The sequence below is a fragment of the Sandaracinus amylolyticus genome (assembly GCF_000737325.1).
Classification (GTDB): Bacteria; Myxococcota_A; Polyangia; order Polyangiales; family Sandaracinaceae; genus Sandaracinus; species Sandaracinus amylolyticus.
This window is the reverse complement of the sequence record NZ_CP011125.1, coordinates 4372858-4392613: the sequence shown is the minus strand read 5'-3', so window position 1 is coordinate 4392613 and position 19756 is coordinate 4372858. Positions and strand designations below refer to the sequence as shown.

The window sequence follows — 19756 nt, the reverse complement described above, 5'->3', positions numbered from 1 at the left end:
CCTCGGGGCGCTGATCACGCGCGGAAGAACACGATGGAACCGAGCCAGACCGCCCCCTCCGAGCGTCCCCTCGCTGCGTCGCAGCGCGTCGCGCCCGATGCCTGGCCGCCTGGTCGTCGCAGCGCGAAGGAGCTCCTCGCCGCGGCGAAGGAGTTCGGCAAGGAGGACCGCGCGCGCAGCTGGTTCCACGTCGTCGAGACGTTCGGCGTGCTCGCTGCGCTCTCGGCGACGACGATCGCCGCGCCGTGGCTCGTGGTGCGCGTGATCGCCGCCGTGGTGATGGGGCTGACGATCGTCCGCGCGTTCATCCTCTACCACGACTACATGCACAACTCGCTGCTCCGCGGCTCGAAGGTCGCGAAGTGGATCATGTACGGGTTCGGCGTGTACGTGCTGACGCCGCCCAACGTCTGGCGCCAGACCCACAACTATCATCACGCGAACACCGCGAAGATCGTCGGCTCGCACGTCGGCTCGTACCTGATGGTCACGACCGAGATGTGGAAGCAGATGACGCCCACGCAGCGCCTCGTCTACAAGGCGTACCGTCATCCGCTGACCATCTTCTTCGCGTACTTCACCGTGTTCTTCTACGGGATGTGCGTGAGCTCGTTCCTGCGGAACCCGAAGAAGAACTGGGACTCGGCGCTCGCGGTCGTGCTGCACGTCGCCGCGTGGATCGCGCTGATCGCGCTCGCGGGCTTCGAGGTGTTCTTCGTCGCGTACTTCCTCCCGCTCTTCGTCGCGACGATGAGCGGCGCGTACCTCTTCTACGCGCAGCACGACTTCCCCGAGATGCACGTGCAGCCGCGCGAGACGTGGGAGTACACGCGCGCGGCGCTCGAGAGCTCGAGCTACATGAAGACCGGGCCCGTGATGGCGTGGTTCACCGGGAACATCGGCTACCACCACGTGCATCACCTCAACCCCGGCATCCCGTTCTATCGGCTGCCCGAGGCGATGGCGTCGATCCCCGAGCTGCAGAGCCCGAAGGGCACGACCTCGCTGCACCCGCGCGACATCGTCGCGTGCTTCCGGGCGAAGCTGTGGGACGCGGAGCAGAGCCGCATGGTCGGGTACCCCGAGGGGACCTGATCGCATCGAGACGAGCGCTCGCGCTCCGGCGCCCTCTCCGCTCGAGTCGAGATGAGATCTCGGGCCTCGGCGCCCTCTCCGTTCGAGTCGAGATGAGATCTCGGCCTCTCGACGCCCTCTCCGTTCGAATCGAGACGAGATCTCGGCCCTCGACGCCTTCTCCGTTCGAAACGAGATGACGATCCGAGGCTCCGACGCCTTCTCCGTTCGAAACGAGATGAGATCTCGGGCCTCGACGCCCTCTCCGTTCGAATCGTGACAACGATCCGGGGCTCCGACGCCTTCTCCGTCGAATCGAGATGAGATCCCGGGCCTCGGCGCCCGCTCCGTCCGAATCCTGACGGCGATCCGGGCGCGCGAGCGCGCGTGAGTCCTCTCGTCCTGCGTGCACGGGGCGCGTGGTAACTCCCCGCGCATATGACGACCGCTCGCACGATCCGCGCGCCGCGCGGCACGACGCTGCGCTGCAAGGGATGGGCGCAGGAAGCCGCGCTGCGCATGCTGATGAACAACCTCGATCCCGAGGTGGCCGAGCGCCCCGAGGACCTCGTGGTCTACGGCGGCACCGGCAAGGCGGCGCGCAGCTGGGAAGCGTTCGACGTGATCGTGCGCGAGCTCGAGCGGCTCGGCGACGACGAGACGCTGCTCGTGCAGAGCGGCAAGGCGGTCGGGAAGTTCCGCACGCACGCGGACGCGCCGCGGGTGCTGATCGCGAACTCGCTGCTCGTGCCGAAGTGGGCGACGTGGGAGGAGTTCCGCCGCCTCGAGGCGATGGGCCTGACGATGTTCGGCCAGATGACGGCCGGCTCGTGGATCTACATCGGCACGCAGGGGATCCTGCAGGGCACGTACGAGACCTTCGTCGCCGCGGGCGTGCAGCACTTCGGTGGCCAGCAGAGTGGTGGCAAGCAGAGTGGTGGCCCGTGGAAGGGCCGCTGGATCCTGAGCGCAGGGCTCGGCGGCATGGGCGGCGCGCAGCCGCTCGCCGCGACGATGGCGGGCGCGTGCTTCCTCGGCGTCGAGATCGATCCGTCGCGCGCCGAGAAGCGGAAGAAGGACCGCTACGTCGATCGCATCACGTCCTCGCTCGACGAGGCGCTCGCGTGGATCGACGAAGCGCGCAAGAAGGGTGACGCGCTCAGCGTCGCGCTCGTCGCGAACGCAGCGGACGTCTACCCCGAGCTCGTCGCGCGCGGCATCACGCCCGACTTCGTGACCGAGCAGACCGCGGCGCACGATCCGCTCGTCGGCTACGTCCCGCCGGGGCTCACGCTCGATCAAGCGGCCGCGCTGCGCCGCGACGATCCCGAGTCGTACGTCGCGCGCGCGAAGCAGGGCATGGCGATCGAGGTGCGCGCGATGCTCACGATGGTCGAGCGCGGCGCGTTCGCCTGCGACTACGGGAACAACATCCGCGCGCACGCGAAGGACGTCGGCGTCGAGCGCGCGTTCGACATCCCGGGCTTCGTGCCGGCGTACGTGCGGCCGCTCTTCTGCGAAGGAAAGGGCCCGTTCCGCTGGGTCGCGCTGAGCGGCGATCCCGAGGACATCGAGGTGACGGATGCGGCGGTGAAGGAGGTCGTGCCGAACGATCCGCACCTGCACCACTGGCTCGACATGGCCGAGGAGCGCATCGCGTATCAGGGCCTGCCCGCGCGCATCTGCTGGCTCGGGTACGGCGACCGTCATCGTGTCGGGCTGAAGTTCAACGAGCTCGTGCGCACCGGGAAGGTGAAGGCGCCGATCGTCATCGGTCGTGATCACCTCGACTGCGGATCGGTCGCGAGCCCGAACCGCGAGACCGAGGCGATGAAGGACGGCAGCGACGCGATCGCCGACTGGGCGATCCTCAACGCGCTCGTGAACACGTCGTCGGGCGCGACGTGGGTGAGCGTCCATCACGGCGGCGGCGTGGGCATCGGGTACTCGCTGCACGCGGGCATGGTCGTCGTCGCCGATGGCACCGACGCGGCGGCGAAGCGGCTCGAGCGCGTGCTCACGAGCGATCCCGGCATGGGCGTGATCCGCCACGCGGACGCCGGCTACGAGATCGCGATCGACACCGCCGAGAAGAAGGGCGTGCACGTCCCGCATCGGTCGCGATGACGCACGATCTCGTCATCCGGAACGCGCACGTCGTGACGTGCGCGGGCGCGGGCCCGAGCGCGAAGGAGCGCCTCGGGATCGTGCCCGACGGCGCGATCGCGATCCGTGGAGATCGCATCGCGTGGATCGGCGCGGACGCGGATCGACCGCGCGATGCGGCGCGCGAGATCGATGCCGGGCGGCGGGTGGTGCTGCCGGGGCTCGTCGACGCGCACACGCACCTCGTGTTCGCGGGGACGCGCATCGACGAGCTCGCGCGGAAGATGGCGGGCGAGGACTATCGCGCGATCGCCGCGTCGGGCGGTGGGATCGCGGCGAGCGTGCGCGCGACGCGCGCGGCGAGCGAGGACGAGCTCTTCGCGCGCGCGAAGGCGCGTGCCCTCGCGATGCGCGCGTGCGGCACGACGACGGTCGAGGTGAAGAGCGGGTACGGGCTCGACCTCGCGACCGAGACGCGCCTGCTCGCGGTGGGTCGACGCCTCGCGCGCGAAGGCGTGGTGAGCACGACGACGACGTTCCTCGGTGCGCACGCGATCCCGCCCGAGCGCGCGGGCGATCGCGAGGGCTATCTGCGCGACGTGATCGACGTGATGATCCCCGCGATCGCCGAGGCGAAGCTCGCGGACGCGTGCGACGTGTACCTCGACGAGAACGCGTTCACGCGCGACGAGGCCGGCCGCGTGCTCTCGGCGGCGAAGGCGCGCGGATGGTTGCTCAAGGCACACATCGGACAGTTCCGTGATCTCGGCGGCGCGGAGCTGCTCGCGGAGCTCGGCGCGCTCAGCGGCGATCACCTCGAGGACGTGTCGGACGCGGGGCTGCGCGCGATGGCTTCGGCCGGCGTGCGCGCGGTGCTGCTCCCGGGTGCGTGGCGGACGCTGCGCCAGAAAGCGCCCGACGCTGCGCGGATGCGCGCCCACGGCGTCGCGATGGTCGTCGCGACGGACTGCAACCCGGGCACCTCGGCGTGCGTCGATCTGCCGCTCTGTGCGGCGCTCGCGGTGCGCGACGCAGGGCTCACGCTCGAAGAGGCGCTCCTCGCGATCACCGTCGAGGCCGCGGGCGCGCTGGGGCTCGCGGATCGCGGCCGGATCGCGGTCGGCGCGCGCGCCGATCTCGCGTGTTACGACGAGTCCGATCCGCGCGCGCTCGCGTACGCGCTGGGCGGAACCCGCGCACGCTGGATCGCGCTCGGCGGACGCGTGATCGAAGACGCGGATCGGACCGGACACGATCGCGCCCTCTGGTAGAATCGCACTCGTGTCCGACCTCGAGCTGCACGAGATCGACTACGAAGCCGCTTACTCCGGTTACCTCGATCGCTTCTCCAAGCGCTTCGGCGAACGTCCCGAGGGCGCGTTCGTCAAGTTCGGCAAGCACATGGTCCAGAAGCTCCCGCGCGGCGAGTTCCCGCGGCGGCTCGATCACTACGTGCAGCTGCACCGCGCGGTGAAGGACATGCTCGAGACGGGCTCGACCATCAGCGACGCGCTGGTGCTCGACTTCGTCGAGGCGAGCGCGTGGATCGGCATCCAGGCGCCGGACATGTACTCGATGTTCCGCGGTGAGCTGGGCGATCCGAAGCTCGCTGCGCCGAACCTCGACACCACGGTCGATCACCGGATCTCGACGCAGCGCACGCTTCCCTCGAGCGAGGACCCGCTGCGCTCGACCGCGCGCGATCTGCCGTCGTCGCGCGAGCGCTCGCCGATGACGAGCAGCAGCGAGCTGCGCGCCGATCTGACCGAGCCCGAGATCCACGTCGGCGGCTCCGCGGACGAATGAGCTGCGACATACTCGCGGCATGACACAGTCCGTTCGCGCCCGTGTGATCGCCGGTGCGCTCTTCCTCGTCACGGCCGCGCTCGGCAGTGGCTGCGATCTGACGACGAAGCACTGGGCCGAGGAGACGCTCCGCGACGTGCCCGGGCAGACGCTCTCGCTGATCGCGCCGCACGTCGACCTCACGCTGCGCTTCAACGAGGGCACGGCGTTCAGCGTCGTGCGCGATCTCGGCGCGGCGCGCGCGGTGCTCGGCGGGCTCGCGCTGGTCGTGGCGATCGCGCTCTTCGTGATGGCGATCCGCTCGCCCGAGAGCCGCATGCGCGCGCTCGCGCTCGGCCTCGTCGCGGGCGGAGCGATCGGCAACGGGCTCGATCGCATCACGCGCTCGGGCGTCGTCGACTTCGTCGAGATCCACTATCCGTGGGGCGGCAGCTGGCCCGCGTTCAACGTCGCCGACGTGCTCGTCGCGGTCGGCGCCGCGCTGCTGATCCTCGATGGGTGGCGCGCCGCGCGCGCACATCAGTCGGCGGGCACGCCGGGGATCGGATAGCCGCGCCACAGCCAGAGCAGCGTCTCGGGGAGCGTCTGCCGCACCACGCGTCGATCGACGTGCCCCGCGTCCTCCGACCAGAGGAAGCGGTAGTGGTAGCCACGCTCCTCGAGCACGTCGGACATGCGGCGGTTCGCGTCCATCCAGTCGTGCAGTCCGTCGCTCCCGAAACGCAGATCGTTCTCGCCGACCTGCAGGAACACGCGGATCGGCTTCACCGCTTCGTCGCGGATCATGTGCTCGTGGTACTCCCACGCGCCGCGCGGGTGCTCGTCGTCGCGGTGCTGCGCGACGAACGTGCCCGAGTACGTGAGCACGCGTCGATAGAGCTCGGGATGGAACCACGCCATCGTGAAGGCGCACGCGCCGCCCGAGCTGCCGCCCATCGTCGCGCGACCTTCGGGGTCGCTCGTGAGGCGTAGATCCGGGTAGTCCGCGCGGATGTCGGGGCGCATCGGGATCAGCGGCAGGACCTCGGTCTCGATGAAGCGCGTGTAGTGATCGGACACGCGATCGTACTCGAGGCCTCGCTCGCTCCCCGGGCCGTCGCCCGGGCCCGGATTGATGAAGATGCCGACGACGTGCGGGAGTCGGCCCTGATGGATCAGCGTGTCGAGGGCGGCGGTGACGTCGGCGACGTAGCCGCCGCCGTCCTGGATCACCATGAACGGCGCGTCGGTGCCGTTCACGTACTGGCGCGGGACGTAGATCCAGAGATCGCGCGTGTAGCGACCGGTGACGCCGGGATAGATCTCGCTGTCCTCCGACTGCATCGAGAAGCGGTACACGCGGCCGCGCGGCGCGTCGTCGGGGACGCGCATCTCGGGCGCGTCGGCGTAGCTCGGGCCGATCGTGAAGTCGCCGTCGCCCTCGGTGCCGGGATCCATCACGGTCGGCGGCGGCGGGCCGGCGTCGATCGTCGGCGTCGAGGCATCTTCGTCGGGGACGAACGCGTCGATCGTCGCTGCATCGCTCGGCGCACCGGCATCGCGTGGAGGCGCGGGTGTCGCGGCGTCCTCCGCGCGCGGGAGGTCGCCTCCGAGATCACCGACGCATGCCGCGAGGAGGAGCGCACAGACCGGAGCGAAGCGGGCGAAGCACGCGGCGACGTCGTTCAAAGGGCCTCCTGCGCGAGCGCGCGCGTGTCGCGCTCAGCAGGTCGCGTGCCCTCGTCGCGCGCGTGGTGCCGCGAGGCGCCGGCCCTGTTTTCGGCGGATTCTCGGAGCGATCACCGCGAGGTCGAGCGGAGCGCGGCGCGCGCCTCGGCGCACCGCGTGCTCCGCTCCGCGATCAGATCCCGCGCGGCACCGTCTCGAGGTTCTCGATCTGATCGAGCGCCCAGCGGATCAGCGCGCTGCGCGTCATGCGGCGGTGGCCGCGCGCCTTGAGCGCGGCGACCTTCTCGTCGAGGCGCGCGAGGTCTTCCTTGTACATCGAGATGCAGATGATCTCGTAGTGGTCGGGCTTCGGCTTCTGGACGCGCTTGCGCTTGCCGCTGCTCGGCTCGGCCTCGGGCGTGGTCTTCGCGACCGTCCGGGACGGCGTCTCGGCGCGATAGAACGTCTCGCGCAGGACCTCGCGCACTTCTCCGTCGTCGAACAGCTCGCGCACGGCGCGCGCGTGAGGATCGGCTGCCATCGTCACGACTCCTTCAGCTGGCGGCCAGGGCGACCTCGCCGGTGTGCCCCTCGTGGCGGTCGAGCAGGCGCGTGTCGCCGCGGAGGCGTCGCACGTGCTCGACGAGGACCGAGTAGTCGAGCGCGCCGTGGCTGTCGGGCGCGTACTCGAAGATCGTCTGCTTGGCGCTCGGCGCCTCGCGCAGCTTGGTGTTCACGCGGATCGGCGGCAGGCAGCGCTCGCCGAAGTGATCCTGGAGCGCCGAGACCGAGTCGCGCGCGATCTTGTTGCGCACGTCGTAGAACGTCGGGAGCACGCCGAGCAGCGCGACGTCGTGCTTGAGCAGCTCACGCACGTGCTTGAGCGTGCGCAGCACCTGCTTCACGCCGACGAGCGAGAGGTAGTCGCACGAGACCGGCACGAGGATGCTGTCCGCGTAGACGAGCGCGTTCTGGTTCATCAGCGAGAGCGCGGGCGCGCAGTCGAGCACGACGACGTCGTAGCCCGTGACGCGATCCCCGAGGCGCTCGCGCATCACGCGATCACGATTGGGGCGCGTCGCGAGGTGGAGCTCGGCGGCCGCGAGCAGCTCGTTGGAGGTCAACACGTGCAGGCGATCGTCGACGGGCACCGCGGCGTCCATCGCGTTCACGCCGTGGACGAGCACGTGATAGAGCGTCTTCTCGCCGCGGATGCCGAGCGACGCGCCGACGTTGCCCTGACCGTCGGCGTCGACGAGCAGGACCTTGTTGCCCGCGGCGGCGAGACCGGCCGCGAGGTTCACCGCCGTCGTCGTCTTGCCGGTGCCGCCCTTGTGGTTGAACACCGCGATGCGTCGCGGTCCGCTCGCGACGGGCGCGCCCGCGCGGTTCACGCGCAGCACGCCGGCGCGCGCCGCGTTGCGGCACTCCATCGTGCAGAAGTGCGTCGGTGCGCCGTCCTTCACCTGCACCTGGAACGGGTACTCGAGCGTGAAGCCCTTCCCGCACACGTCGCACTTGCAGCCTGAAGCATCGGCGCCTGCGCCAGCGGCGCTCGTCGCGGTGGTACCCACGGACGAGTAGCCGAGGCTCGCCTGCTGACAGCCCTGCGAGCAGAAGTAGTGGAAGGTCCCGTGCTCCTCGCGCACCTGGTAGCGGAAGCGGACCTGGAACGAGCGCTCGCACACGGAGCACGTCGAGAGCGGTGTGTCGACCACGCGCGTCTCTCCTCGAGGTGGCGGCGCGCGACCCGTTCGTGCGCCTCGCACCCGGATGCCGGAACGCGCGCGAGAAATCAAAAAAGTGACGAGCCCGCGTGCGAGACTCTCGACATGCGCGGTCTCTGGATTGTCCTCGCACCGCTCATCGCGAGCTGCGGCGCCTCGTCGACCCGGATCGCGACGCCGCACACCGCGAGCTTCCCGACCGAGCTGCACGGCTTCCGCTTCGGCATGAATGTCGACGAGGCACACGCAGCGTGCGCGGGCGAGTGGCACGCGACCGACGTGATGGCCGCCGACCCGGCGCACGGGCTGCCGCGCGCTCGCTCCGCGTTCTGCACGCCGCCGCTGCGCGAGTGGTCGATCGATCTCGATCTCCGCGGAGATCCCGAACGGCTCGCGGTCATCGGCGAGACCCGCAGCGGCTCCGATGCGGCGGACGCGCGCGGCGCGCTCGACACCGCGCGACGCGAGCTCGAAGCGAGCTACGGCGCGCCGACGCGCGTACGCCGCGGTGCGTACTACGAGTGGGAGATCGAGGGCGGTCGGATCGCGCTCGTGCGACACGCGCCATCGCCGTGCGGTCTCGCGCCCGGCTGGGCGATCTCCGTGGTCTACGAGCCCTCGCGGTGAGACCGCGCGACGCCGTCGCCAACCCCGCGACAGCACGCGCTCCGCGCGCGTCTGCGCGGTCCCGGATCGGCCGCTGATTCGGCACCGCAGACGCCCGCAGCGCCGGATCCGCCGCTGATTCGGCACCGCCGCCGCCTTCCGACCCGCCGACCACGAAGACGATCGTCTCTCTTTTCTCCGCGCTCGAGCGCGGAGCTGGCGACGTGGTGCTCCTCTTCTTCCTGCTCTCCTCGACGGGTCGAATTCGGTAGGGTTCCGCCCCCAAGGAGGATCGATGCTCGAGCTCGAAGGGCTCCACGTGATCGTGACGGGCGGCGCAGGCGCGCTCGGGACCGCAGTGACGCGACGGCTGGTCGAGCTCGGCGCGCGCGTGCACGTGCCTGCGTTCGACGAGGCGGAGGCGCAGCGCTTCGCGCTCGCGTCGGACCCGCGCGTGTCGGTGCGCGTCGGGTTCGATCTCAGCGACGAGGTGCAGGTCGAGCGCTTCTACGCGCACGCGCCGTCGATCTGGGCGTCGATCCAGCTCGCCGGGTCGTTCTCGGGCGGCGGCATCGTCGAGACCACGCCCACGACGCTGCGCCGTCTGCTGAGCTCGAACGCGATCAGCAGCTACCTGTGCTGCCGCGAAGCGGTGAAGCGCATGCGCGAGCAGGACGGACGCGGAGGTCGCCTGGTGAACGTCGCCGCGAAGCCCGCGCTCGTGCCCAGCGCGAACGTGTCGGCGTACGCAGCCGCGAAGGGCGCGGTCGCAGCGCTCACGCAGTCGCTCGCGGAGGAGCTCCGACCCGAGGGCATCTGGGTGAACGCCGTGGTTCCGTCCACGCTGGACACGCCCGTGAACCGCGCCGCGATGCCGAGCGCCGACTTCACGCAGTGGCCGAGCGTCGAGGACGTCGCGGAGACGATCGTGTTCCTCGCGTCGCCGCGCAACCGCACCACGAGCGGGGCGTTGATCCCGGTCTACGGGCGCGCCTAGGAGCGATGGACATGACCACGAAGAACGCCCCTCCCCTCCAGCTCGTCGCGCCGTTCCTCGAGGCGACGAAGGACGAAGCGCCGGCGCTCGCCGAGCAGATCGCGGCGCTCGACGATCGCGGCCAGCGCCAGCTCGCAGGAGTGCTCGGCCGCTTCGGCGGCGGCGCGCGCCACGAGCTCCACGCGGGTGATCGCGTGCTCGCGCGTCGCCTGCTCGCGCCGCTGCGCCACGTCGACGCGGATGCGCTCGAGACGCTCAACAAGATCCTCGACTACCTCGATCTCGATGCGAACGGGCGCCTCGACGAGGACGAGATGACGCGCTGTGCGGAAGCGATCGAGCACTTCGCGCGGCTCGTCCCGCCCGCGCATCAGGTGAGCCGCGCCGAGCTCGAGACGCTGCGACGCGTGCTGCGCGCGCTCGACGCCAACGACGATCACCGGCTCGACGCGAAGGAGCGCGACGCGTTCTTCGAGGGCGTGCGCGACCCCGAGGCGCTCGTCGCGCGCCTCGAGGCCGATGGTCGCCTGACGCGCGCGTGAAGGCTCAGGGAACGATCGTGCGGTGGACGACCACGGGCCCGGTGCCGTCGCTGCACACGACGGTCGGCTGCGTCGTCTCGAAGCGCACGGTCTCGCGCTCGTACGCGTAGGTCAGCGGCACGCGCAGCGCGACCGCGTCGGAGGGCTCGACGACCATGATCGTCGGGCTCGTCGTCGCGGTGCGCCCGGTGCACGCGAAGAGCCCGGCCGCGTCGAGGATCTGCCAGGTGCCCGCGTTCGTGTCGCTCTGCGTCTCGAACATCACGACGACGCGACCGCGCCGCACGAACGACTCGAGCGCGCGGCTCCAAGCGGCGCCCCACTCGCGCAGCTCCGCGTCCGTCGACGTGCTCTGCGCGTAGATCACGAACGCGTCGGCGTCGGCGAGCTCGTACGGCACCTCGGCGGGGTGCTCGACGACGATGCGATCCCACGTGCGCCCGATGTTGTTCGCGACGAGCTGGATCGCCGCGTCGGTGCCGAGGCGCGACGCGCGCGTCGAGCCGCCCTCGAACACGACCACGCGCGCCGGGCTGCCTCGCGCGAGGAACACGGCGTTGCCGGCGAGGCGGCGCATGCCCGAGCGGCTCGAGACGTAGTCGTGGCCGATCGCGACGACGTGGCCCGCGAGCGCGTCGGAGCACTCGCCGTCGATGCAGATGCCCGACGCACAGACGACGCCGCAGCCGCCGCAGTTGTCGGGATCGCTCGACACGTCGATGCAGCGCGCGCCGCAGCGCACGAGCGGCGCGTCGCACGTCGCGGTGCACACGCCGTCGGCGCAGACCTCGCCGGCCTCGCACACGATGTCGCAGCCACCGCAGTGGATCGGGTCGGTGCGGCCGTCGACGCACATGCCGTCGCACTCGATCTCGCCGAGGTCGCAGCCCATCGGGCCGCCGCCGTCGCCCATCGAGCCGTCGCCCGTCGATGCGTCGTCGACCGCGCCGTCCTCGACCGCGCCGTCCTCCATCGCGCCGTCGATCGCGGAGTCGCGCTCCTGCGTGCCGCCCTCCGGGATCCGGCGGCCCGCATCGCCGTCGATCGGGACCTCGGCGTCGAGCTCGTCGTCGCCCGCGTCGCCCGCATCGCGCACGCCGGCGTCCATGCCGCCCGCGTCCATCCCCGCGGCGCACTCGAGCTCGGTCGTGCAGCGATCGCCGCAGCGCACGAGCCCGTCCGCGCACTCCGCGCCGACGATCGCGTCGCACCCGATCAGCGTCGCGAGCAGCGCGATGACCAGACCCGCACGCATCACGGCGTCTCTCCTTCCGGCGGCCCGCTGCGCGCGACCACGACGAACTCCACGCGACGGTTGCGCGCGTGCGCTTCCTCGGTGTCGCGGGTGTCGCGCGGTCGCTGCGTGCCGTAGCCGACGACCTCGATGATCTCGCTCGGCATCCCGAGCTCCACGAGCTCGTCGCGCACGTGCTCGGCGCGACGCTCGCTGAGCTCCTGGTTGTACTCGGCGTCGCCGCGCGTGTCGGCGTGGCCCTCGACGCGCACGCGCATCCACTCGGGGTGCTGCCTGTAGAGCTCGACGATCGCGGCGAGCACCGGCTGCGCCGAGTGCTTCACGCGCGCGCGCTGGAAGTCGAAGAGCACCGTCTCCTCGAGCACGATGCGATCGTCGATCATCTGGATGAGGCCCTCGTCGGGGCAGCCGTCGTCGTCGTCGACGCCGTTGACCACCTCGGCCTCGTTGGGGCACGCGTCGCGCGGATCGAGGAACCCGTCGCGATCGTTGTCGAGCTCGGGACAGCCCTCGTCCTCGAAGCCGTCGAGATCCTCGGGCTCGATCGGGCACGGGTCGCTCGCGTCGGGGAAGCCGTCGCGATCGTTGTCGAGCTCGGGGCAGCCGTCTTCGTCCTCGAAGTCGTCGTCGTCCTCGGGCTCGTCGGGGCAGCCGTCCTCGTCGTCGTAGAGACCGTCGCGATCGCGATCACCGCGCGGCGGGACCTCGGGCGGCGGAGGCGGCACGCGTCGATCGAAGAAGACCCACTCCATGCCGACGGTGAGCAGGTACGCCGGACGATCGTCGAGCGGATCGTCGAAGTGCATCACGTGCTGGAAGCGCGCGAGCGGGCCGAGGCGCACGTCGTCGATCTCGAAGTCCCAGCCGAGCCCGACCTCGAACCCGGGGCGCACGATGTCGCCGGTGAGCACGCCGCCCGCGTCGATCTCGATCCACGCGCCGCGCGCGCGCTGGAGGTCCGACGAGAACCATCCTTCGGGGCGCAGCCGCAGGCCGATCGTGAGCGCGTAGGCAGCGCCGACGCCGGGATCGCGGAGCGACGTGTCCGCCGGCGGCGGACCGTCCGAGAGCAACAGCCCTCGCAGCCGGAACGTGGGGATCAGCCACTCGTTCACCGGCGTGTGCAGCGCGAGAGCGAGCGTGCCTCCCGGCCCGAAGCGCTCGCTCTGCGGCGACGCGAGCGGGATCGTCACGCCGCCCTCGACGCCGAGCAACACGGGCTCGTCGGCGCGCGCCGTCCGCGCTAGCGACGCGACGAGCGCGATCGCGAGGAGCACGAGAGACGAGCAGCGCGCGGCGCGCCGCCGCGGAGGGCAAGTCACCCGTTCATCGTATCGGAATCGCGCGATGCGACGGAAGAAGAAGTTCGCGTACAGCGCGACGTTCCGTTGACACTAGAAACAGCGCCGCGCGCTCCGAGCGGGGGGATTCACCGCAGAGATCGCAGAGAACCGCAGAAGAGAGAGAGTGTCTCTCCCGACCTCTGCGGCGCTCCGTGGCCCCCTGCGGTGGAATCTCGAGCGCGCGTGCGTCAGACGTCGAGCGCTTCCGAGTCCGCCTTCGGAGCGCGCTCCATGATGAAGCGGAAGCGCTGCGACGCGTCGCGGCCCATCAGCTCGTTCAGCACGCGATCGGTCTCGAGCTCTTCGTCGATGATCACGCGCAGCGCGCGGCGCTTCTTCGGATCGAGCGTCGTGACCTTCAGCTGATCCGGGTTCATCTCGCCGAGGCCCTTGAACCGGTTGATCACCGGTTTGACGTTCTTCGGCAGCGTCGCGAGGATGCGCTCCTTGTCCGCGTCGTCGAGCGCCCAGTGCGTCTCCTTGCCCGCGGTGATCTTGTAGAGCGGCGGCTGCGCGATGTAGACGTGCCCGCCCCGGATGAGGCCCGGCAGCATCCGGTAGAAGAACGTCAGCAAGAGCGTCGCGATGTGGTGCCCGTCGCTGTCGGCATCCATCAGCAGGAAGATCTTGCCGTAGCGGAGCTTCCCCGCGTCGAAGTCCTTGCCGAGCCCGCAGCCGAGCGCGGACACGATGTCCTGCAGCTCCTTGTTGCCCATCACGGCCGCGTTGTTGGCGCGCTCCGCGTTGAGCACCTTGCCGCGCAGCGGGAGGATCGCCTGCGTCTTGCGGTCGCGTCCCGCCTTCGCCGAGCCGCCTGCGGAGTCGCCCTCGACGAGGAACAGCTCGCTCGTGCCCGGGTCGGTGCTCGAGCAGTCCGCGAGCTTGCCCGGCAGGTTGAGCCGGTGGCTCACCGCGGTCTTGCGCGAGACCTGCTGCGACGCCGCGCGCGATGCCTCGCGAGCGCGAGCCGCGAGCACGATGCGTGCGACGATGTTCTCCGCGACCGACGAGTTGTGGAGCAGCCACTGCTCGAGCGCGGTGCGCACCACGCCCTCGACCTGGCCCGCGACCTCGGGGTTGTTGAGGCGGTCCTTGGTCTGCCCCTGGAACTGCGGCTCCGCGACGTAGACGCTGACGAGCGCGACCACGCCCTCGCGGATGTCCTCGGCGGTGATCGTCACGCCCTTCGGCTCGATCTTCTTCGCCGCCATGAACGCGCGGATCGCCTTGTTCAGCGCGCTCTTGGTGCCCGCCTCGTGCGTGCCGCCGTTCCCCGTCGGGATGCCGTTGGCGAACGTCAGGATCTTCTCGTCGGGCGACTCGGTCCACGTCAGCGCGAGCTCGAGCCGCGGCTCGTCCTCGCGCTCCAGCGTGAACGGCGCGGGCTGGATCGCCTTCTGGCCGCGCTCCGCGACGAGCTTGCCGAGGTACTCGACGATGCCGCCCGGGTGGTGGAACTCCCAGCGCTCGTGGGACTTCTCGTCCTTGAGCGTGACGTGCAGGCCCTTGTGCAGATAGCTCTTGGCCTCGAGGCGCTGCTTGATCACCTCGAGGTCGAACGTCTGCTTGCCGAAGATCTGCGGGTCCGGGCGGAAGTGGATCTGCGTGCCGCGCTTGCTCGTCTTGCCGTTCTTCTTGAGCTTGCTCGTCGGCGCGCCGCGCTCGAACGTCTGCTGGAACTCCTCGCCGCCCTTGCGCACGTAGGCGATCAGGTTCTCCGAGAGCGCGTTCACGACGCTCGCGCCGACGCCGTGGAGACCGCCCGAGACGCGGTAGTTCTTGCCTTCGAACTTGCCGCCCGCGTGGAGGATCGTGAGGACGATCTCGAGGCCGGTCTTCTTGAACTTCGGGTGCACCTCGAGCGGGATGCCGCGCCCGTTGTCCGTGACCGACACGCCCTTGTGATCCGCGTCGAGCACGACCTCGATGCGATCGGCGTGGCCGTTGATCGCCTCGTCGACCGAGTTGTCGAGGATCTCCCAGAGCAGGTGGTGATAGCCGGTCTTCGCAGTGTCCCCGATGTACATCGCGGGGCGCTTGCGCACCGGCTCGAGCCCCTCGAGGACCTCGAGGTCCGTCGCGGTGTAGTCGCCGCCCTTCGGAGGGCGCACGCTCGCGGCCTTGCCGTTCACGTTCGGGCTCGCCATCAACCCTTCTCCTCGAGGCTCGGGACCGTCGGCTCGACGGGATGCACGCGGACGGCGCGGCCGCGCTTGAAGAGCTCGCTGCCCTTGTTGCCGCGCGCCACGAGGTGCGTCCACACCGTGATCTCGTACGTCTTGCCGTTCTCGTGCTCGAGCACGAGCGGCGCGTGCGAGTCCTTCATCAGGCGCGCGCCGAGCACCGCGTCGTTGGGATCGTCGATCTTGATCAGCTTCACGCCCTTGCCCGCGCCCGCGAGGATCGGCACCTCGTCGGCCATGCACACCAGCGCGTGGCCCTCGGCGGTCGCGCACGCGAGCTTCTCGTCGCCGCGGCACACGTCGACGTAGACGACCTCGTCACCACCCTTCGGGAAGTCCGGCGTGAGGCGCACGTACTTGCGGCCCGCGCGCGTGCTCGGCTCGCGATGCGCGCGCAGCGAGAAGCGCATGCACATGCCGCCCTTCGTCACCGCGAGCGCGTACGGCGGCTGCGGCTCGGGCGCGTTCTCGATCTCCGGCGGCACGTCGAGCTGGCGCGGATCGAAGCTCAGCATCTTCACGATGCGCTCGCCGTCGGCGAGCTTGAACATCGTCTGCACCGGGTTGCCGTAGCCGGTCGTCGCCTGCACGTCGACGATGCGGCACACGTAACACGCGCCGAAGTTCGAGAAGAACGCGACGCTCGCCTTCGTGCTCCCGAAGACGACGTCCTGCACCGCGTCGCCCTCTCGCACGCGCGTGCTCGCGAGGTCCTTCACGCTGCCCTGGCGCTTCACCCAGCCCTGCTGGCTGAGCAGCACGAACGCGTCCTCTTCGATGATGAACGCCTCGGCGTCGTACTCGGGCTCGTTCGCGTCACCGACGATCTTCGTCGCGCGGCGATCGGCGTACGTCGTCTTCAGCTCGAGGAGCTCGGCGCGGATCAGCTTCCAGCGCGCGGCCTCGCTCGAGAGCAGCTGCTGGAGGCGCTTCGCCTCCTTGCGCTTCTCCTCGAGCTCCTCGCGGATGATGTTGATCTCGAGCTGGGCCAGTCGATAGAGGCGCAGCTCGAGGATCGCGTCGACCTGCTCCGCGCTCAGCTCGAAGCGCTTCATCAGCTTCTCGGCCGCGTCCGCCTTGTTCTGGCTCTTGCGGATGATGCGGATCGTCTCGTCGAGCGCGTCGAAGATCGTGACGAAGCCCTCGAGGATGTGGATGCGGCGCTGGACGACCTTCAGGTCGTACCCGAGCCGGCGCACCACGACCTGCATGCGGAAGTCGAGGAAGTGCCGGAGCATCGCCTTCAGATCGAGGCGCTCCGGCGCAGGCACCTCGCCGCTCGCGCCCTTCACCGGCACGAGGCACGTCAGGTTCACCTGCACGTTCGTCGACAGCGGCGTGTGCTTGAAGAGGTACGCCATCACGAGCTGCGGATCGGTGCCCTTCTTGATCTCGCAGACGACGCGCGTCTCGTCGGTCGACTCGTCGCGCACGTCGAGCAGCACCGGCAGCTTCTTCGCGATGATGACCTCGGCGATCTTCTCGACGACGGTCTTGCGCTCCACCGCGTACGGGATCGACGTGATGATGATCTGCGGGTTGCCCTTCGCCGGCTCTTCGAGCTTCCAGGTGCCGCGGACCTTCACCGAGCCCTGGCCCGTCGTGTAGACGTCCTCGAGCTCGCGCTTGGTCGAGATCACCTGGCCGCCGGTCGGGAAGTCGGGGCCCTTGATGAACTTCAGGATCCCCTTCACCGCGAGGTCGGGCTCGTCGATCACGGCGATCGTCGCGTCGATCACCTCGCCGAGGTTGTGCGGCGGGATCGAGGTCGCCATGCCGACCGCGATGCCCGAGCTGCCGTTGACCAGCAGGTTCGGGAAGCGCGCCGGGAGCACGACCGGCTCTTCCTCGACGCCGTCGTAGTTCGGCCGGAAGTCGACGGTGTCCTTGTCGAGCTCGTTCAGGAGCTCGCCCGCGGCGCGCGAGAGCTTGCACTCCGTGTAGCGCATCGCGGCGGCGCCATCGCCGTCGGCGTTGCCGAAGTTGCCCTGCCCGTCGACGAGCGGCACGCGCAGCGTGAACGGCTGCGCCATGCGCACGAGCGCGTCGTAGATCGAGCTGTCGCCGTGCGGGTGGTACTTACCCATCACCTCGCCGACGACGCGCGCGCACTTCACGTAGCGACCGTCGGCGCGCACGCCGCCGCGATGCATGCCGTAGAGGATGCGGCGCTGAACGGGCTTGAGGCCGTCGCGCACGTCGGGGAGCGCGCGAGAGGTGACGACCGAGAGCGCGTAATTGAGATAGCGCTTCTGGGTCTCCTCGGAGAGGGATGCGTCCTGGATCTGCATATTCGATGGGGGAGGCGGGGGCCGACCGGGCGCTTGTGGAGCTCCGGGCGGCGAGTCGAACAGCGAGAGCTGATTGCGCGGTTGCGTCATTCGAGCCACGCGCTCCTGGACCTGCGTTCAGGCCCGGACGGGCGCTCATAGCAGGGTTTTCGGCGACGACGCAAGGAACCGGCTCGGGACGTTGCGACGCGGCCAGGAGGCTTCCGACGCGCCCCGCGGGCCGTCGATGACGTGTTTCGAGAGCTTCCGACGCGCTCCGGGAGCTTCCGACGCGCTCCGGGAGCTTCCGACGCGCTCCAGGAGGTTCCGACGCGGGCTGGATCGGCCGGCGGGGCGCGTCGGAAGCACTTCGGGCGCGTCGGAAGCGCTTCGCTGACGGCACGCTGTCACGCGCACGCGCAACATGGCCCGCGAGGAGGACGCCGATGCAGCGGGATCTCGAAGGAAGCATCGCGGTGGTCGCGGGCGCGACGCGGGGCGCGGGGCGCGGGATCGCGGTGGCGCTCGGCGAGCGCGGCGCGACCGTCTACTGCACGGGGCGCAGCGTGCGCGGGGCGATCGCGACGGCGGGGCGCAGCGAGACGATCGACGAGACCGCGGAGCGCGTGACCGCAGCGGGCGGGCGCGGGATCGCGGTGCGGGTCGATCACACGCGCGAGGACGAGGTGCGCGCGCTCTTCGAGCGCGTGGAGCGCGAGTCGGGGCGGCTCGACGTGCTCGTGAACGACGTGTGGGGCGGCGACGCGAAGATCGACTTCGGCAAGGCGTTCTGGGAGCTCGACCTCGCGAAGAGCGCGGGGCTGATCGAGCAGGCGGTGTGGTCGCACGTGATCACGTCACGGCACGGCGCGCCGCTGATGCTGCGCGCGAGCCGCGGGCTGATCGTCGAGGTGACCGACGGAGACTCGCTGTCGTACCGCGGGAACCTCGTCTACGACCTGGTGAAGACGAGCGTGGTCCGGCTCGCGATGGGCATGGGGTACGAGCTGCGTCGCACCGGCATCGCGACGGTCGCGGTGACGCCGGGGTTCCTGCGCAGCGAGGCGATGCTCGAGAATTTCGGGGTGACGGAGGCGAACTGGCGCGACGCGATCGCGAAGGAGCCGGACTTCGCGGTGTCGGAGACGCCGATGTTCGTGGGGCGCTGCATCGCCGCGCTCGCGGCGGATCCGAGCGTGAAGGCACGCTCGGGCCGCGTGTACGCGTCGTGGACGCTCGCGCGCGAGTACGACGTGCGTGACGTCGACGGCACGCGCCCCGACTGGGGCGCGCACTTCGCGTCGAAGTACGGCCCCGCGAGCCCGTGCGGCGAGGCCGTCTACGCCGAGGTGAACGGCGGGATGTTCGCGACCGTGTACCCCGACTGGCCGAAGGTCAGCGGCCAGTGAAGCGGCCTTCGCGCCGCTCGACGAAGGACATGAGCCCTTCGCGCGCGTCGTCGGTCGCCATCAGCTTGCGCGCCTGATCGAGCAGCGCGCGCGCCGCGGCGGGCTCGCCCTCGTGCTCGGCGATGCGCGCGCTCTCGAGCGTCGCGTACACGCCGAGCGGCGCCTGCTTCGCGATGGTCTCGGCGATCGTGATCGCGCGCTCGGTCTGCTGTCCCGGCGCGACGACCTCCTGCACGAGACCGAGGCGGAGCGCTTCGTTCGCGTCGAAGGTGTCGCCGGTCAGGAGCCAGCGCATCGCGTTGCCCCACCCGGCGCGCGCAGGGAGACGAATCGTCGCGCCGCCGAACGGGAAGATGCCGCGCTTGATCTCGATCTGACCGCACTTCACGTCGCTCGCGGCGATGCCGACGTCGCACGCGAGCGCGAGCTCGATGCCGATCGTGAGGCAGTAGCCCTGGATCGCGATCACGACGGGCTTGGTGCGCACTCGGCCGCGGAGGCCGAGCGGATCGACGCAGCCGTCGGGGAAGAGCGCGGCGCCGCTCGCGACGGCGGGACCGACCTCGGCGAGATCGAGGCCTGCGGTGAAGTGATCGCCGTTCGCGTGCACGATCGCGCAGCGCGCGTCGGGATCGTCCTCGAACGTCGTGTACGCCTCGGCGAGCTCGCGCAGCATGAGCAGGTCGAACGCGTTGCGTTTGCTCGCGCGATCGAGGGCGATGCGGGCGACGTGGCTCTTCGTCTCGTAGCGGATGCGCTCTGCCATGTCGGTGAGGTACGCGAGCGCGCGG

Annotated in this window: 17 protein-coding genes; 9 read left to right on the top strand and 8 right to left on the bottom strand. The window is 70.3% G+C overall.

Annotated features, from left to right (window positions below):
* The first annotated feature begins 33 nt into the window (after positions 1-33).
* From DB32_RS18645 to lspA, 5 genes are all read left to right on the top strand, one after another.
* A complete protein-coding gene (locus DB32_RS18645; protein WP_083457479.1) occupies positions 34-1095 on the top strand; it encodes a fatty acid desaturase family protein in 1062 nt (353 codons plus the stop codon).
* 417 nt (positions 1096-1512) lie between these two features.
* Positions 1513-3201: a urocanate hydratase gene (gene hutU, locus DB32_RS18640; RefSeq protein ID WP_053233812.1), complete on the top strand. Its 1689-nt coding sequence runs from the start codon at positions 1513-1515 to the stop codon at positions 3199-3201.
* Positions 3198-4451 (top strand): imidazolonepropionase, encoded by a 1254-nt coding sequence (gene hutI, locus DB32_RS18635; protein WP_075097554.1) that lies wholly within the window; start codon positions 3198-3200, stop codon positions 4449-4451. The genes hutU and hutI overlap by 4 nt, the downstream gene beginning before the upstream one ends.
* A gap of 10 nt (positions 4452-4461) precedes the next feature.
* Positions 4462-4986 carry a hypothetical protein gene (locus DB32_RS18630; RefSeq protein WP_053233811.1) on the top strand — a complete coding sequence of 175 codons (525 nt, stop codon included), beginning with the start codon at positions 4462-4464 and terminating at the stop codon, positions 4984-4986.
* 19 nt (positions 4987-5005) lie between these two features.
* On the top strand, positions 5006-5536 hold the full coding sequence (lspA, locus tag DB32_RS18625) for a signal peptidase II (protein ID WP_075097553.1): 531 nt from the start codon (positions 5006-5008) through the stop codon (positions 5534-5536).
* On the opposite strand, the gene DB32_RS18620 is transcribed toward lspA, so the two are convergent.
* From DB32_RS18620 to DB32_RS18610, 3 genes are all read right to left on the bottom strand, one after another.
* Positions 5506-6654, bottom strand: a complete 1149-nt coding sequence (locus tag DB32_RS18620; protein ID WP_053233809.1) for an alpha/beta hydrolase — start codon at positions 6652-6654, stop codon at positions 5506-5508. The genes lspA and DB32_RS18620 overlap by 31 nt on opposite strands.
* Before the next feature lie 172 nt (positions 6655-6826).
* Positions 6827-7174 (bottom strand): hypothetical protein, encoded by a 348-nt coding sequence (locus DB32_RS18615; RefSeq protein ID WP_053233808.1) that lies wholly within the window; start codon positions 7172-7174, stop codon positions 6827-6829.
* Positions 7175-7187: 13 nt separating this feature from the next.
* On the bottom strand, positions 7188-8351 hold the full coding sequence (locus tag DB32_RS18610) for a ParA family protein (protein ID WP_075097552.1): 1164 nt from the start codon (positions 8349-8351) through the stop codon (positions 7188-7190).
* 114 nt (positions 8352-8465) lie between these two features.
* Between DB32_RS18610 and DB32_RS18605 the strand changes: the two genes are divergently transcribed.
* The 3 genes from DB32_RS18605 to DB32_RS18595 all read left to right on the top strand — a co-directional run bounded on the left by DB32_RS18605 (position 8466) and on the right by DB32_RS18595 (position 10505).
* Positions 8466-8987 carry a hypothetical protein gene (locus DB32_RS18605; protein ID WP_053233807.1) on the top strand — a complete coding sequence of 174 codons (522 nt, stop codon included), beginning with the start codon at positions 8466-8468 and terminating at the stop codon, positions 8985-8987.
* A gap of 274 nt (positions 8988-9261) precedes the next feature.
* Positions 9262-9963, top strand: coding sequence for an SDR family NAD(P)-dependent oxidoreductase (locus tag DB32_RS18600; protein WP_053233806.1), 702 nt, complete (start codon positions 9262-9264; stop codon positions 9961-9963).
* An 11-nt stretch (positions 9964-9974) separates the two neighbouring features.
* Positions 9975-10505, top strand: a complete 531-nt coding sequence (locus DB32_RS18595) for an EF-hand domain-containing protein (protein WP_157069165.1) — start codon at positions 9975-9977, stop codon at positions 10503-10505.
* Between the two features lie 4 nt (positions 10506-10509).
* Here the strand turns inward: DB32_RS18595 and DB32_RS18590 are convergent, their stop codons facing one another.
* From DB32_RS18590 to DB32_RS18575, 4 genes are all read right to left on the bottom strand, one after another.
* Positions 10510-11763, bottom strand: coding sequence for a hypothetical protein (locus tag DB32_RS18590; protein WP_157069164.1), 1254 nt, complete (start codon positions 11761-11763; stop codon positions 10510-10512).
* Complete coding sequence (locus DB32_RS18585) at positions 11760-13037, bottom strand: OmpA family protein (protein ID WP_053233803.1); 1278 nt, start codon at positions 13035-13037, stop codon at positions 11760-11762. The genes DB32_RS18590 and DB32_RS18585 overlap by 4 nt, the downstream gene beginning before the upstream one ends.
* A 254-nt stretch (positions 13038-13291) precedes the next feature.
* The gene (locus DB32_RS18580) at positions 13292-15250 is read right to left on the bottom strand and encodes a DNA gyrase/topoisomerase IV subunit B (protein WP_053233802.1); all 1959 of its coding nucleotides are present in this window, start codon (positions 15248-15250) and stop codon (positions 13292-13294) included.
* Complete coding sequence (locus tag DB32_RS18575) at positions 15250-17577, bottom strand: DNA gyrase/topoisomerase IV subunit A (protein ID WP_053233801.1); 2328 nt, start codon at positions 17575-17577, stop codon at positions 15250-15252. Before DB32_RS18575 ends, DB32_RS18580 begins: the two co-directional genes overlap by 1 nt.
* 425 nt (positions 17578-18002) lie before the next feature.
* Here DB32_RS18575 and DB32_RS18570 point away from each other — a divergent pair, with 425 nt between their 5' ends.
* Positions 18003-18965 carry an SDR family oxidoreductase gene (locus DB32_RS18570; protein ID WP_053233800.1) on the top strand — a complete coding sequence of 321 codons (963 nt, stop codon included), beginning with the start codon at positions 18003-18005 and terminating at the stop codon, positions 18963-18965.
* On the opposite strand, the gene DB32_RS18565 is transcribed toward DB32_RS18570, so the two are convergent.
* A complete protein-coding gene (locus tag DB32_RS18565; protein WP_053233799.1) occupies positions 18952-19731 on the bottom strand; it encodes a crotonase/enoyl-CoA hydratase family protein in 780 nt (259 codons plus the stop codon). The genes DB32_RS18570 and DB32_RS18565 overlap by 14 nt on opposite strands.
* Positions 19732-19756 lie beyond the last annotated feature (25 nt).

Excerpts from the sequence above, each read along its gene's own strand:
- DB32_RS18645 (WP_083457479.1), top strand. The coding sequence starts at position 34 with ATGGAACCGAGCCAGACCGCCCCCTCCGAGCGTCCCCTCGCTGCGTCG.
- hutU (WP_053233812.1), top strand. The coding sequence starts at position 1,513 with ATGACGACCGCTCGCACGATCCGCGCGCCGCGCGGCACGACGCTGCGC.
- hutI (WP_075097554.1), top strand. The coding sequence starts at position 3,198 with ATGACGCACGATCTCGTCATCCGGAACGCGCACGTCGTGACGTGCGCG.
- lspA (WP_075097553.1), top strand. The coding sequence starts at position 5,006 with ATGACACAGTCCGTTCGCGCCCGTGTGATCGCCGGTGCGCTCTTCCTC.
- DB32_RS18615 (WP_053233808.1), bottom strand. The coding sequence starts at position 7,174 with ATGGCAGCCGATCCTCACGCGCGCGCCGTGCGCGAGCTGTTCGACGAC.
- DB32_RS18605 (WP_053233807.1), top strand. The coding sequence starts at position 8,466 with ATGCGCGGTCTCTGGATTGTCCTCGCACCGCTCATCGCGAGCTGCGGC.
- DB32_RS18600 (WP_053233806.1), top strand. The coding sequence starts at position 9,262 with ATGCTCGAGCTCGAAGGGCTCCACGTGATCGTGACGGGCGGCGCAGGC.
- DB32_RS18595 (WP_157069165.1), top strand. The coding sequence starts at position 9,975 with ATGACCACGAAGAACGCCCCTCCCCTCCAGCTCGTCGCGCCGTTCCTC.
- DB32_RS18580 (WP_053233802.1), bottom strand. The coding sequence starts at position 15,250 with ATGGCGAGCCCGAACGTGAACGGCAAGGCCGCGAGCGTGCGCCCTCCG.
- DB32_RS18575 (WP_053233801.1), bottom strand. The coding sequence starts at position 17,577 with ATGCAGATCCAGGACGCATCCCTCTCCGAGGAGACCCAGAAGCGCTAT.
- DB32_RS18570 (WP_053233800.1), top strand. The coding sequence starts at position 18,003 with ATGCAGCGGGATCTCGAAGGAAGCATCGCGGTGGTCGCGGGCGCGACG.
- DB32_RS18565 (WP_053233799.1), bottom strand. The coding sequence starts at position 19,731 with ATGGCAGAGCGCATCCGCTACGAGACGAAGAGCCACGTCGCCCGCATC.